Source organism: Halostella limicola (assembly GCF_003675875.1).
Taxonomy (GTDB): Archaea; Halobacteriota; Halobacteria; order Halobacteriales; family Natronoarchaeaceae; genus Halostella; species Halostella limicola.
On sequence record NZ_RCDI01000004.1, the window covers coordinates 229,453 to 242,416 of the forward strand.

Annotated in this window: 14 protein-coding genes and 2 pseudogenes; 11 read left to right on the forward strand and 5 right to left on the reverse strand. The window is 58.6% G+C overall.

The window, feature by feature from the left end:
• The first annotated feature begins 327 nt into the window (after positions 1–327).
• Entirely contained in the window at positions 328–477 is a 150-nt protein-coding gene (locus tag D8670_RS21875; RefSeq protein WP_375137284.1) for a hypothetical protein, read from the forward strand.
• 90 nt (positions 478–567) lie between these two features.
• Here D8670_RS21875 and D8670_RS21165 read toward each other — a convergent pair whose 3' ends face one another.
• Entirely contained in the window at positions 568–909 is a 342-nt protein-coding gene (locus tag D8670_RS21165; protein WP_162994356.1) for a HalOD1 output domain-containing protein, read from the reverse strand.
• A gap of 783 nt (positions 910–1,692) precedes the next feature.
• Between D8670_RS21165 and D8670_RS18105 the strand changes: the two genes are divergently transcribed.
• Together D8670_RS18105 and D8670_RS18110 are read left to right on the forward strand one after the other, a co-directional pair.
• On the forward strand, positions 1,693–2,529 hold the full coding sequence (locus D8670_RS18105; RefSeq protein WP_121819517.1) for an alpha/beta fold hydrolase: 837 nt from the start codon (positions 1,693–1,695) through the stop codon (positions 2,527–2,529).
• Between the two features lie 184 nt (positions 2,530–2,713).
• On the forward strand, positions 2,714–3,547 hold the full coding sequence (locus D8670_RS18110; RefSeq protein ID WP_121819518.1) for an alpha/beta fold hydrolase: 834 nt from the start codon (positions 2,714–2,716) through the stop codon (positions 3,545–3,547).
• A 301-nt stretch (positions 3,548–3,848) separates the two neighbouring features.
• Here D8670_RS18110 and D8670_RS18115 read toward each other — a convergent pair.
• Both D8670_RS18115 and D8670_RS18120 read right to left on the reverse strand, forming a co-directional pair.
• Positions 3,849–4,526, reverse strand: a pseudogene (locus tag D8670_RS18115) (glycoside hydrolase family 15 protein); the annotation flags it as partial.
• Entirely contained in the window at positions 4,450–5,679 is a 1,230-nt protein-coding gene (locus D8670_RS18120) for an outer membrane protein assembly factor BamB family protein (RefSeq protein WP_121819520.1), read from the reverse strand. The gene D8670_RS18120 and the pseudogene D8670_RS18115, both read right to left, overlap by 77 nt.
• Positions 5,680–6,078: 399 nt before the next feature.
• Here D8670_RS18120 and D8670_RS18125 point away from each other — a divergent pair, with 399 nt between their 5' ends.
• A complete protein-coding gene (locus tag D8670_RS18125; RefSeq protein WP_121819521.1) occupies positions 6,079–7,356 on the forward strand; it encodes an HNH endonuclease in 1,278 nt (425 codons plus the stop codon).
• A gap of 325 nt (positions 7,357–7,681) precedes the next feature.
• Here the strand turns inward: D8670_RS18125 and D8670_RS18130 are convergent, their stop codons facing one another.
• Together D8670_RS18130 and D8670_RS18135 are read right to left on the reverse strand one after the other, a co-directional pair.
• Entirely contained in the window at positions 7,682–8,326 is a 645-nt protein-coding gene (locus D8670_RS18130; protein WP_121819522.1) for a DUF389 domain-containing protein, read from the reverse strand.
• Positions 8,327–8,778: 452 nt separating this feature from the next.
• Positions 8,779–9,802 (reverse strand): annotated as a pseudogene (locus D8670_RS18135) (amidohydrolase family protein).
• Positions 9,803–10,104: 302 nt separating this feature from the next.
• Here D8670_RS18135 and D8670_RS21940 point away from each other — a divergent pair.
• From D8670_RS21940 to D8670_RS21580, 7 genes are all read left to right on the forward strand, one after another.
• Positions 10,105–10,299 carry a DUF7563 family protein gene (locus D8670_RS21940; protein ID WP_121819523.1) on the forward strand — a complete coding sequence of 65 codons (195 nt, stop codon included), beginning with the start codon at positions 10,105–10,107 and terminating at the stop codon, positions 10,297–10,299.
• Positions 10,300–10,725: a hypothetical protein gene (locus D8670_RS18145; protein WP_121819524.1), complete on the forward strand. Its 426-nt coding sequence runs from the start codon at positions 10,300–10,302 to the stop codon at positions 10,723–10,725.
• Between the two features lie 112 nt (positions 10,726–10,837).
• Positions 10,838–11,209: a hypothetical protein gene (locus D8670_RS18150; RefSeq protein ID WP_121819525.1), complete on the forward strand. Its 372-nt coding sequence runs from the start codon at positions 10,838–10,840 to the stop codon at positions 11,207–11,209.
• Positions 11,210–11,822: 613 nt separating this feature from the next.
• Entirely contained in the window at positions 11,823–11,984 is a 162-nt protein-coding gene (locus D8670_RS18155; RefSeq protein WP_162994357.1) for a hypothetical protein, read from the forward strand.
• Positions 11,981–12,346 carry a hypothetical protein gene (locus tag D8670_RS18160; protein ID WP_121819527.1) on the forward strand — a complete coding sequence of 122 codons (366 nt, stop codon included), beginning with the start codon at positions 11,981–11,983 and terminating at the stop codon, positions 12,344–12,346. The genes D8670_RS18155 and D8670_RS18160 overlap by 4 nt, the downstream gene beginning before the upstream one ends.
• On the forward strand, positions 12,343–12,702 hold the full coding sequence (locus D8670_RS18165) for a DUF5658 family protein (RefSeq protein WP_121819528.1): 360 nt from the start codon (positions 12,343–12,345) through the stop codon (positions 12,700–12,702). The genes D8670_RS18160 and D8670_RS18165 overlap by 4 nt, the downstream gene beginning before the upstream one ends.
• Entirely contained in the window at positions 12,702–12,884 is a 183-nt protein-coding gene (locus D8670_RS21580; RefSeq protein WP_121819529.1) for a ribbon-helix-helix domain-containing protein, read from the forward strand. The genes D8670_RS18165 and D8670_RS21580 overlap by 1 nt, the downstream gene beginning before the upstream one ends.
• The last annotated feature ends 80 nt before the right edge of the window (positions 12,885–12,964 follow it).

The window sequence follows — 12,964 nt, forward strand, 5'->3', positions numbered from 1 at the left end:
GGGACCACGTGCCCAATCTCGTCTGTCGAGAGGAGGAACTCACCGTCCTCGAGAACGCATTGCGACCGGTAACAAATGGGGATCCAGCGGAAGATGTGCTCTTACACGGTCCGTTCCGGAAGCTGGAGGGGATGCTCCGACTGGCGGAGGCGAGCGCGCGAAGGCGCTCGTGATGAAGTCGATGACACAGGTCGGAATCGACCTTGAAACCGGCGAGTTCGAGCCGACATCGTAGAGACTGGAGCGAGCAAGTCGTCACAGGACATCAGAAAAACGATTGGGAGCCTCATTACCGAGATCGGGGCGGAGGCCGAGTATGGCGCACCGATCAACAAGGTCCTCAAACGTGCAGCAGAGGAACACGGTCTCGACAAGAACAAGGCTGACCACGAGATCCAGAAACTGAAGTCGAAAGGCGAGATCTACGAACCCCGGAAGGACGGGAACTTGCGGCTTACGGAGAACCGACTAGGTTAGGAAGAATATCTCTTCTTTACCTGTATCTAGCCCATAGAATCTACTGTCACTGAACATAGATGATCAAATACAATAATTGAAACCAAGTAGTTAGTCAGAAATCTCTTTTTCAAATGGAGGCATAGCGGTATTCGACTCATTTGCATCACAGATCAGGCATGAACCATCCCCACGAATGAATACATTCCATTTGCTAATACTGAAACTCACTATCTGTCTCCCCTCTCTGCGCCCTCCTTTTTTACCAAACAGGTCTTCAACAGCCTCAATATCGACACTGTCATAGAGTGGGGGGAGATCTAATGGATCAGTCCCTTCGACTTTAGCTAAGGCATCTACAATTTCTACAACCGGATCATCCCGTTTTGGGTCGAATTTCCTTTTATGAACGGGGGAACAATCACATGTAACCGTCATCTCTTTAACAGCCATAACCCCTTATCCACTGCTCGGTTACTTAAACTCTTATCAAGTTGAAACTTACACGGTAAGTAGATTCAGATACTAGTCTATTGTGGAAATTGATCATATTACTGTGGGTGAGCTAATTTTATGTACATAGAATCAGACACTACTGTTAAATCACATCGGGAAGAATGAAGTTCCCCTAAAATATTCCATAATCATAATGAGTGAATATATCGAGTGCATTTCATGTGGTTTCGTTCTCTTTACGAAGAGAGGTACAACACCTGAGCCAAAAAGCCATGATTCCTGTCCGAGATGTAATGGAGAAGATTTCAAATTTGTCGAGCGAAAGTCCCTCTGAGAACTCCAATTGTTCTTCTACTCTTCTATACTCCACACCTTCGCGTTCTCCATTTGTTCGGACTCGACGCGTTCGGCATCAACGAGTTTCCCCTAATCGATAATGCGCTGTCGATCGGTCACATCCGACCGCGTCGGCAACGTTGGATTCGCGGAGGACCGCGAGATAGCTGAGCCTGCGCCGATGGCCGTCCAACTCGGCGACCAGGCCCTGACGGACGAGGGGTAATTCCTGAAGCCCTTCTCAGCTCCGTATTTCCGAAGGAGTCGACCGAGACGATGCGATTTTCATCGGGAGACCGACAGTGAATGTGAATATGCAACCAATTCGCAATTACCGGTATCCGTCCGGCGGGTGAACATCGGAGTCGGGCGGCTGGGAGGAGCTGGGGTGGCCTGTCCGTTGTTTCGACTCAGCCCCCGCGACGAATTCGGTGATCTACGACCATGACAAGCTACGACGAATGGACGCAAACACAGAACCGCGCGACGGTATCGGTCGACGGCAACGAGATAGAGGTCGCGTACCACGACGAGGGGTCCGGCGACCCCGTCCTCTTCCTCCACGGGATCCCGACGAACTCGTACCTCTGGCGGGACGTAATCGGACCGATCGCCGAGGAACGGCGCGTCATCGTCCCCGACATGATCGGGTACGGCAACTCCTCGATGTACGACGGGTTCGACCGCTCGCTGCGGGCCCAGGAGGAGGCGATCGAGGGGCTCCTTGAGCACCTCGGTATCGACCGGCTCTCCCTGGTCGGACACGACCTGGGCGGCGGCGTCCTGCTCCGCTACGCCGTCCACCATCCGGACGCCGTCGAGAAGCTCGTGCTGTCGAACTCGGTGGCCTACGATTCCTGGCCGATCGATACCGTAACCGAACTCGGTCTCCCAGAGACCGCCCGGGAGAACGACGTCGAGGACCTCCAGGAGATGCTGGACGGCCTGTTCCGACAGACGCTGTCCGGCGAGGCCAACGAGGAGTTCCTCGAGGGGATGAAGACGCCGTGGAACTCCGAAGAGGGCATCACGTCGCTGGTGCGGAACGCGGCCGGGACCAACACGAGTCACACGACGGAGATCGACCCGAGCGAGGTGACTGCCGAGACGCTGCTGCTGTGGGGCGCCGACGACGAGTTCCAGAACGTCGAGTGGGCCGAACGGCTCGAAGACGACATCGACGGCGCCGAGCTGGTCGGCCTTGACGACGCAACCCACTGGGTCATGGAAGACCGGCCCGAGGCGTACCGGGAGCAGCTCGCCGAGTACCTCCTCGCCTGATACCGTCCCAGCTACCACCATAGCACCGTCCAGCAGCTCTACGAACTTGACGCCGGGGGATAGTAAACCAGCTCGAAACGGAGCAATGACAGGAGAAGCTGAGCCCTCTTTAGAATGGATTCAACGCCGTTCGAAATATTATCGATACCGGTACTCTATCCGGATCGCGGCCGATGGGTAGCATATGAACCACCAAACGTGGTCCGAGGACCAGACGGAGACAACGGTCACCGTCGACGACCACGACTTGTCGCTCACGTACCGCGACGCGGGCGAGGGAGCACCTATCCTATTTCTGCACGGTATTCCGACGTGGTCGTTCCTCTGGCGACAGATTGCACCCCCGTTGGCGGGTGAGTACCGGACGATCGTCCCGGATCTCGTCGGTTACGGCAACAGCGACCGGCGGGATACCTTCGACCGCTCGATCCGAGCACAAGAGCAGGCCATCGCCGATCTCGTGGACCAACTGGGTCTCGACGAGTTCCACGTCGTCGGTCACGACATCGGAGGTGGCGTCGCCCTTCGGTACGCCGCCCACACGGACGGCCGGGTCGACAAACTGGTCCTCTCGAACGCGACGGCATACGGCTCCTGGCCGGTCGAGTACATCACCTCGCTTGGCCTCCCGCGTACGATCGAGATGGATACCGACACGTTCCGCGAGCGTCTCGACAGTGCGTTTATCGATGGGCTCGAACGGGCCGAACCGGAATCAGAGTGGGTTGACGGGATGATTGAACCGTGGGTCCGAGAGGACGGTCAACGCGCGTTCGCTCGCGCCGCCGTCGCGACGAACACAAACCACACGACAGAAATCGACTACGAGACAATCGATGCCGACTTGCTTTGTCTGTGGGGAGGAGAAGACACGGAGCAACCCGTGGAGGACGGCGACAGACTGGCCGAGGACATCGGTGGAGAAGTCATCGCACTCGACGACGCGGGTCACTGGGTGACCGAGGACCGGCCGGAAGCCTACTGCGACCACCTCGAAGCGTTCCTCACTGAGAAGTAACGGTTGGGATAACCGCATATGTTCACAGGGTGTATTAGCTCGGGAGTCACACTGGTCTAGTTACAGCTCCTCGACTAGGCGACGGCGAAACGGCTCCTACTTGGTGCAGTCCCGGCGGTCGTCGCGGGAGCGTTCGCGGCGCACTTCGTCGACCCGTAACTCCTGAAGGCCGGGTTGGGGATCGGGCTGCTGGCGCTAGGCGGCTTTCTCGTCTACTACGATCCGCCCGAAGCGTGTGTCCCGGGCGAGGCCAAGGGCGAGTTTCTGGCGGAAAACATCGCCCGCCGCGGCTAGACAGTAATCACTCCCGTTCGGGAAGGATCGGATCGCCGACCCGAACACCCATCGGAGGCGGCCCCGACGAGTCTCGCCCTCGAGCGTAGCCGACGTACAGGGCGCTGTTGATGAGCCCGATGTGACTGAAGGCCTGCGGGTAGTTCCCGAGGTACGCACCGGTCTCCGGGTCGAGTTCTTCGGCCACAAGATCGAGTGAATTTACGTAGTCGGCCAGCGCCTCTAAGCGCTCTCGGGCGTCGTCGACGCGCCCGCTGAGCGCGAGGACGTCGATCAGCCAGCATGAACACAGGACGAACGCTCCCTCCGATCCCGGCAGTCCGTCGTCGCCGTCGTAGCGATGGACGAGCACCTCGTCGTGGACGAGTCGGTCCTCGGTGGCCTCGATCGTTCCCTGTACTCGCTCATCGTCGAACGGGAGGAAGCCGACGATCGGCAACAGGAGCCCCGTCGCGTCGAGCGTGTCGGACCCGTAGGACTGGACGAACGCGCCCAGGTCCTCGTCGTAGCTCTTCTCCAGGACCTCTGACCGGATCTCCTCGCGCGTCCCTCGCCAGGTCTCGACTGGTGCGTCGCGGTCGGACTCGGTTGCGATGGTGATCCCGCGGTCAAGGGCGACCCAGCACATGACCTTTGAGTAGACGAAGTGCTCGTCTCCGCCCCGGACCTCCCAGATGCCAGCGTTCGCGCTCTGGACTGAGGATGCCGCCACCAGCCTCCCTGCGGAATGCGCGGACATCGCCACTGGTAACGAGTACATCTTGGTCAGTCACGTCGGGCGCGGCCGTTCCCTCACTCGGGAGATGAGCCTGCCAGTTCGTCTCGCCGGTCCCAGCGCCGATTTCGTGGAGGTCACCAGCGACGACGTAGACCACACCGTCGGCGACCGCGGCGGCCGCTCGACTGTGAAGATCGCGTCGCCAGCGGATAGCACCTGTCCGTTCGACTGCGACGGTCTCTTGCCAGCCCGTCTGGATAACGAGGTCGTCGTCGACGACCGAAGCGGCGTACGGTGTATCGACGGCGACGCGCCACTGCTCTTCCCCCGTATTCAGAGCGAGTTTTACGAGCGCGTCCCGGTCTGGGACGTACACGCCGTGGTCGGCGACGGCAGGTGCGACCTGCGTCGCGGTGGAGTCGCCGAGGTTGTACGCATCGTAGCTGAGCGGGTCAAGGGGCTGCCGCCAGCGTTCAGTGCCGTCGGAAGTGAGCCTGACGCATGCAGTCGCACTGCGGGCGTACACATCGCCTGCGGCCACGGTGACACCGTACGTTCGGCCGTCACCCACACGCCATGTGTCGACCACGTCGCCGTCAGCGAGCGACAGGACTGTCACCGACGCGGGTGTCGGCTCGGGTGTATCACTCGTCCCCACGACTCGCGTGGGGACGTAGAGACGACTTCGGTCCGGATCGAGGGCTGGTGTTCCAGAGACTTCAGTATCGAGGCGTCGTGACCACCGCTCAGTGCCGTCGGTCATGACCGCTACGACCTGTTTGTCCGTCGCGAAGTACGCGACGCCCTCGTGGACGACAGGCGGTACGTACGTCCATCTACTCGGGAAAAAGACGTCGTGCTCGTCGGATTTGGGAACACCACCGTTGACGCGATTCGTGTTCGTCGGGCTGTTGCCGTAGGAGTACCAGTTGCCGTCGTGAAACGGTGCTGGGTCCGTGTTGTTGGTCAGAGCGTTACAGCCAGGGAGGGTACTCGTTGCTGCGGTCCCGATGGTCGCGAGGGCTGCACGACGCGTCGATCGATGCTGCGACGAAGGTGAACAAGACGATTGAGGCAACGATAGATCCGACTGTCTGGAGGGCGGATCAGCGGGGGCCATTGATCGCTGGGTTTGAGTGGTCGTGAAAAGTACCTTGTGTCCCACTGATACTCAACGAATTCTTTCGCTGATTTCAGGGTTTACCTGTTACTACACTATTAAGTACACGAGAAATGCACTTTCGACAGGTGACAGCCTATTGCAGTATCTTACATCGCTGTAATCAGGGTGTCGCCAACTTCAGCCCACAATCCGGGGCATCTCTGGTGCCGACTGACTCCACCCACAATCGGCATCAGGACTTTTGACGAATGTATATCTCATTAGACTGTCTTCTGTTCGATGTACAAGAGATGTTATTGCTGTTTTGTAGCTCTGCTTAGTTCGCACCCGTATCCAGTACACCGTGAAGGAACCTGTACAAAGTATATAGGGACTGAGTGAAAGAAAGGTGACAACATGAGCGACGAGACTCGAATGACGACAGAACGATTCTTTGGCGGGGTAGGCCAACGACTCGAGAACCTTCATGTGACACTGCAGTACGTCTCAGAGCACGACCCAACCGAGGACGACCTCAAGGAATGGATATTGGAGAACACCACGGCTGGGGAAGGATCCACAGTACGGCGGAATATAGCATTCCTCGACTCCATTGATCTACTCGAAGTCATAGAGGACAACGTAGAGTGCACGAATAAAGGCGAGATATACTGGAGTCGCCAAGAACCGCTTGTAATGTACGCGGGGTTAGAGAAAGGTGTAGATGGGTTCAGGGAGATCGTGAGATCCATCGCTGCTGGAAAGCGGTCACTTGAAGCGATTCAACACAACCTCCAAGAAGCGTTCCCAGATTACGAATTGCCGGAGGGAGTCGTTACTGGGCACCTTGATTGGTTGAAGTCGTTGGACCTCGTTACGGAAGAGAACAACAAGTACTGGATTGATATTGAGGGGGGAGAGTTCGAGGTCGGTGAACAGTACAATCGATGGTTCCTCCACGATGTGTTGAAAGGGGAGCGCTACAAGGGAATTGCTACACCAAGTGAATTGCCGTTGGTATTGTTGTTCACCGGAGACTCGGGCAGTGTCTACGGTTACGAGGATGTTTTCCTCGACGACGATTCATTCCTCTATACCGGTGAGGGAACGGAGGGGGACATGACGATGGACGACGGGAACGAGGCGATCCGTGACCACAAGGAGAACGGAGAAGCTTTGCACTTATTCGAGGACACGGATATGCCGTGGATGGTGACGTATCTTGGTGAGTATGAATATATCTCGCATAAGACGGATACACTTCCCGATGAGAATGGTAAAGACCGCGACGCGTTCCGGTTCCGATTAGCACCTGTCGGTGGAACGAAGATTGAGGGAGAGACGCCGAGTTCACTTTCAGACGAAGAGCTTTACGAGAAAGCTAAGCAGAGCACACCGTCATCATCCAGTGGGGCTTCGTCAGGTGGATCAGGTAGTGGCCGATCCTATCCTCGGTCACAATATGTCCGTGAGTATGCTCTTCGAATGGCGAACGGAGTCTGTCAAGGTTGTGGTGTAGATGCACCATTCATTGCTAAGAACGGTGATCCATACCTCGAAGTGCATCATCTAACACGACGAAGTGACGGCGGTGCTGATTCTCCTGAAAACGTCATTGCACTGTGTCCCAATTGCCATCGCCGCGTCCATGAGGGTCGTGACGGTGCCGACTTCAACCAATCGCTCAAACAGTAAGACAAGAATGGCACTCTAATTAGGGGTTGTACTTAGCGATTCGACACCGATCCGATGAGCAATACTCGCCCTATATGAATCGCCTCCTTCTTTCAGTCTCTAATATCGAGAATTAACTGAGTATGAGAGTTGCGAATGTACCACCGTGTTTCTACTAGTTCGGATTGATGTACACAGTGTCGTGCTGAATACAGTGCGCGTATCTCGCAAGATATGGCCCAAAGCTTGCTACTGGAATCCTTCAATACATAGGATGAATTAGGATAGAAGTACGTTCGATTTGGCATGGACGAGCGAAACAGGCGATAGGTACGTTGCATGCCTATTAGCCTGTGTGTGCTTTACTCTCGCCACGAGTATGGAGCCAGAGTGTTAGCGTCCCAGTTATCACGACCATGCCTGCATTTACGACGAGTAAGAGTAGGCCGCCACTGGCCTGAGCAGGCGCTCGTGACAGTAATGTTATTCCCCCAGCAGCTGCGGCCGGGACGAGTGCGAGGGCAGCGACGACGCCGACCAGCGTGTCTGTCCGTTCTTCGTCGGTCGCTATCCCCGCCGCGATACCTGCCGCGGCAGCGGCAAGGACGCTGTACCAGCCGGCAGTAATGCGTTCCTCAAGTAGTGGTTTCTCGATGAGGTTCTCCGCAGGTGGGAGAACTCCTGTCATGTTCAGTATTACCGTCGTTACCATCGCCCCAGCAGTCGCAGCCAAAAGACCGCCGAACGCGACCAAGCCCCCGTATCCGGCTCGCTTCAACCGGTTGGCAGCAATGCCAGCGGAAACGAGTTCCAATGGCGTCAATGCCGGGGCAATGACCATTGCGCCGATGAGGATTGGAATCGAGTTGGTTAGGAGAGCCACGCCAGCAAGCACACCGGACATCGTCATCAAAACAAGATACGACGTATCAAGCCCGACCTGTTCGTAGAGGTTCTCGCACTTTTCGCTGAGTGAGGCTTGGGGACACACATCGAAGAAACACGGGTGTGTCGGTTGAATCAATTGCGACTATGCGAGAGTGTCTAATAGTGGATCTCCTTCCGTAATGTTACGCTCTTGTTCGCCCCATCTATCCTCTGTATTCACCCCGACCTTATTGACAGGGATTGGAAATTTTGCTGACAGACGTGTTCGATAGATCCTCTGTATATACCAGTTCTCCCTATCAAGCTGGAGATGATTAGTTGCCGATAGAGCACTCTTACTCTATCCGATTCTGTGCTGAGAGTCAGACACCAGCTTGATCTTCTCTGCAAGCTCATTGAGAATGGACTCGCGGTGAATAACCTGTTTAGTAGCCTTGCGAATGTACTAGCGTGTTTCTACCAGTTCGGATTGATGTACACAGTGTCGTGCTGAATACAGTGCGCGTATGCGGCACTCACACTGGATGGAGAGTAAGGACGGGTCCAGTTTCCTGTTCAGCAGATAACGCGCTGAATATCAAGCGCTGTCGCCCGCCGGACCACCGCATCGACCGGGTCAGCGGTAGCTGAGAGGTTGTCCAAGTCGCCGTCAAGCACCAAAAACGCGGCCCGTCGATCTGGTTCGATGACACCACAATCGAGGTCGACTGCCCCGGCTCCTGCGGTCGTGGCCATGCGGAGCACCATTCGCGAGGGAAGGTCGAACGTCTTCGCGGTATATTCCATCTCCCGTAATATCGACGGCACGTTCAGCATCACGTTATCCGTCCCGAGCGCGACATCGGTGTACTCAAGCAGGGTCTCGATGGGGGGCCGACCAACCCCGAGGACACGGTTTGCGCGGGGACAGACCGATAGGAATTCCCTGGTCGGCGACTCGTTCAAGGTGATTGGCTTCGGCGTGGACCATATGTACCAGTAGATCTGGCTCCAAATCCAGAGCCGGATGGATATCGGTGGCGTCCGGCTCGCCGGCGTGGATAGCGAAAGGAACCCCGCGTTCTCTGGTGGTCGCCCGTCGGGCAGCGAAGTCGTCGTCGGTCGCACCACTGGCACCGAACCCATCAGCAACGTCCAGAACTGCAGAGTCATCGCTCCCGAACACGAAGGGCTCGATGTCAAGGCCCTCGGCGGCCTCGCGTAGCGCTCGGCTGCCCTCGACACCGAATTCCCGGAAGTCCAGAAATCCTGCGGTGCCGGTTCGTTCCATGAAACGGAGTGTACAGTGCATCTCGTCGACCATCGTCTCGCGGTCCGCAGCCGCCAGTCGCCGGTGTTTCAGGCTGTTCGGCGGCACCACCGCCTTTTCCAAGCCCAGTCCGACGGCGGCCTCCTTGGCGACTGAGTCACCGACGTGGGTGTGCGCGTTTACGAACGCCGGCAGGATGATACAGCTCGAAGTACCTTCACGCTCGGGTGTTTCCTCGACGGCTGTGAAACGACCGTCTTCTACGACAACTCGGCCGTAAATCGGTTCGAACGACCGGCCGGCGAGGACGATTCCCTCGATCTCCTCCATAGGATGACGAGGAGTCGAACCCCAAGACCTGCGGCGGCCGCTTGAACTCGGGCTCGGGCTTTTCTGCCTGGCCGTCAAGCACGCCCAGAAGACGGAGTACATCTTCCTCACCGAGACGGGCTTCGTCGAAGACGACGTTCAACAGCCCCATCCGCTCCGACTGGGGACCAATCGGCATCGCGGACGAGGTACTCGAAACTCGTCTCTACCGCGGGAAGAAGATCGACGTCTGCCTCGCCGACGAGGTACCGGTCGAAGTTCCCGACGTAGCACTGGAAGCGTCTGCGGGGGTGCTCGCGTAGATGCCGTCCTATCTGAACTGCGGCGCCCACGTCACCGAACAGTTCGCGCGCGTACTCGGAGACAACGAGGACGACGTTCACGCCTGCCCCGAGTGCACGACACAGACCGATATCTACCGCGGCGCGGCCGCCCACGAAGACTTCGAAGCGCGCGTTCAGGCCGGCCACCCTACCCGGACGGGAGGTGACACATAGATGGCCCGCGAAACCGTCGTCCGCGAGCTCAAGAACGCCGACCCCCGGGAACACGTCTCGGCGATCCTCGCGTACGTCGACGGCACCCTGCACGAGCAGCACCTCACCTACACCGACTGGGCGCGGATGCTCACCGCCACGGAAGGCCGCGTCGGCATCCAGTTCGTCGACGTCGAGGATGGTGACTACCGCTCTTGGATCGTCCGCTACGGCCCCGCCGACCGAGACGGTCTCCTCGAAGCGCATGCGATCCACAAGGAAAAACGCGGGACAGTCGACCCGACGACGTTCGACACGCTTCTCGACCGCTTCCACGCCGAACCGATCGCGCTCGAACACGACCCGCTGTTCGAGACCGATGGCGACGAGCTGTCGATCGGCGACAGTTGGTTGACCGGTACGGGCTCGGAGGAGGTGGCCGACTGATGGCCGCCGAGTCACGCTGGCCGACGGCGACCTCGTACGTCCGGGTCGACGAGGACGGAGTCGAGGCTTGGACAACCGACAGCGCTCATCGTCGCGACCGGAGGTACGAACGATGACGGACGCGAAGGGCAACGGCAGCGTTTCGCCGGCGATCTTCCACGATGACACGGACGAGGCAACCGTCGAGGTGTCCGCCGAAGCAGCCGCCGTCGCCGCCCAGGAACTCGGCTTCACCATCGAGCGCACGGGTGGCCCAGAGACGAGCGCTCAGGAGGCGTGCTCACCGCTGGCGGCCGTCCGCCAGGCGGTGGCTGACAACGACGATCTCACCGCGTACGCCCGCGGGTTCATCCTCAACACGATCGACCGCGTCGGCGAAGAGCGCAAGGTCGAGATCTCGAACGCCGACCCGTTGACCAGCCGCATCTTCGATGCCCGCCGCGAGTTCGAGCAGGTGCTGGAGGACGGTGATGGCGATGAGTGAGCAGTCTACGAGCGCACTGGAACGGTTCGCCGTAGAGCGTGCTCTCTACGCTGCGTGGACGACCGAGTTCTGGGTCCCTGCTGATCCGGACTACGGGTACATCGACTACTTCGAAGCCGCGGCGGCACGAAACCGGGGCCCCTCTCCGGTTTCGAGGAACTTGCAGAAGACGCCGACGAACGCGGAATCATTCCCCAGACCGACAGCGACCAAGCAAAGCTCGTCACTGACGGTGGGATCGATAAGTGCAGTAGCGGTACTGAACGAAGTGTCTTCCCGAAATCAGTGTGGGAGTTGTATCACCGTCCCAACCCCGGTGTACACTCCCACAGATTCATCCATGGAGTCCAGCCGGATAAGGGGGAGGCTCGGTCAGCTAACACTCAGGGGATATCCAAATTCGTCCGATTACGCGGCATAGGGACTGATCGCGGTAAGGGTACTGAATGGATGCGAACTACCGGATTGTGGTTGGGCCAAATATCCGGTAGTCGCATCTATATTCAGGGCCTCCAGTCGGATAAGGGAGTACATTGCTCTAATCTCTGCCCTGAATTTAACAGAATTGGCCGATCATTACAACCGGGCACTTCTCATGCCGGAGGTGCCGACGATGCGTGACCAGACGGTCGCGATCGTCGTGCTCGCAGCGCTGACGATCGCCCTTGTTGGGATCGAGGAACACGGTGCGTTCAGCACGGCCGTTGCGGCGACCGGCGTTCTCGGGTCGGCAACGTGGGCCTGGATGGTCGCCGGACAGGAGGTGCCGCGATGAGCACCCACACCAGCGCCGCGTCGACGAGCGGCACTGTCCACCTGAACGCCCGCGTCCCGACGGATCTCCCCGACACGGAGCAGAAGTCGCTCTACAAGCACCAAGAACGCGTGTACCTCGTCGAACTCCACAAATTCGGCGACGTCGACGATACCGGCCGTGTCTGGAACCACCACTACGTGGCCGTCTACGCGACCATCACCGGCCAGCGCGCGATCCGGTTCCGCGTCGACGCGGACGAGACGCTCCGAGCCACGCGGCCAATCCACGAGCGCGGCGGCTCGATCGTCCCGTGGGGCGCACGTCTTCGCTCCCAGCGCCGGATTTTGGACCTCCACCTCGAGGACGGTGATACCCGATGAGCAGTACGACCGCTCCGTCACAGGGGATTGCCCTCGACGACGCCTATGCGAAGGTCGAGTTCATGCTCTGGACGGGCCTTGTGGCACTTGCCGTCACTGATGCGGTCACGACGGTCGTCGCGCTCTCGGACGGCTTCACGGAGTTCAACCTGGTCGTCGCGACGCTCGTCCACTACCTCGGCCCTTCCAGTGTGGTCATTGTGAAGCTGCTGTACATCGCCGCGGCCGGCGCTGTCTGGCGCCTCGTCGACGGAATGGGGCGGCTGTACGCCCTCGGCACTGCGACGTCTCTCTTGCTGTTCATCGTCGCAAACAATCTCGCTTGGTTGCTCGCGCTCGGAGGAGGACCCCATTGATGGCCTCACGCCAGCATTCCCGTCTCGAAGCGTCGCCGGCGACCGAACGCGCAACGGTCCGTATCCCACTGTTACTCCTTGACGAAATCGAGGCGGCCGTGGAAACTGGCGAGTACCCGAACCGGAGCGAGGCGATCCGCTTTGCACTGCAGAACGAGTTGACAGACGAAAGAAGTCGATAGAGGTGTGCTTCGGCCAGTCGCACGGTGCGCGGTACGCGGTTCAAGTCCGCGGACGGGTCCTGACCGCTCGCGAACTACGG

What these genes read in the sequence shown, in the direction of transcription:
- D8670_RS18145 (WP_121819524.1), top strand. Translation starts at nt 10,300, where the DNA reads ATGGCCCGCGAAACCGTCGTCCGCGAGCTCAAGAACGCCGACCCCCGG.
- D8670_RS18125 (WP_121819521.1), top strand. Translation starts at nt 6,079, where the DNA reads ATGAGCGACGAGACTCGAATGACGACAGAACGATTCTTTGGCGGGGTA.
- D8670_RS18150 (WP_121819525.1), top strand. Translation starts at nt 10,838, where the DNA reads ATGACGGACGCGAAGGGCAACGGCAGCGTTTCGCCGGCGATCTTCCAC.
- D8670_RS18120 (WP_121819520.1), bottom strand. Translation starts at nt 5,679, where the DNA reads ATGGCCCCCGCTGATCCGCCCTCCAGACAGTCGGATCTATCGTTGCCT.
- D8670_RS21940 (WP_121819523.1), top strand. Translation starts at nt 10,105, where the DNA reads ATGCCGTCCTATCTGAACTGCGGCGCCCACGTCACCGAACAGTTCGCG.
- D8670_RS21165 (WP_162994356.1), bottom strand. Translation starts at nt 909, where the DNA reads ATGGCTGTTAAAGAGATGACGGTTACATGTGATTGTTCCCCCGTTCAT.
- D8670_RS21580 (WP_121819529.1), top strand. Translation starts at nt 12,702, where the DNA reads ATGGCCTCACGCCAGCATTCCCGTCTCGAAGCGTCGCCGGCGACCGAA.
- D8670_RS18105 (WP_121819517.1), top strand. Translation starts at nt 1,693, where the DNA reads ATGACAAGCTACGACGAATGGACGCAAACACAGAACCGCGCGACGGTA.
- D8670_RS18155 (WP_162994357.1), top strand. Translation starts at nt 11,823, where the DNA reads ATGCGTGACCAGACGGTCGCGATCGTCGTGCTCGCAGCGCTGACGATC.
- D8670_RS18160 (WP_121819527.1), top strand. Translation starts at nt 11,981, where the DNA reads ATGAGCACCCACACCAGCGCCGCGTCGACGAGCGGCACTGTCCACCTG.
- D8670_RS18110 (WP_121819518.1), top strand. Translation starts at nt 2,714, where the DNA reads ATGAACCACCAAACGTGGTCCGAGGACCAGACGGAGACAACGGTCACC.
- D8670_RS18165 (WP_121819528.1), top strand. Translation starts at nt 12,343, where the DNA reads ATGAGCAGTACGACCGCTCCGTCACAGGGGATTGCCCTCGACGACGCC.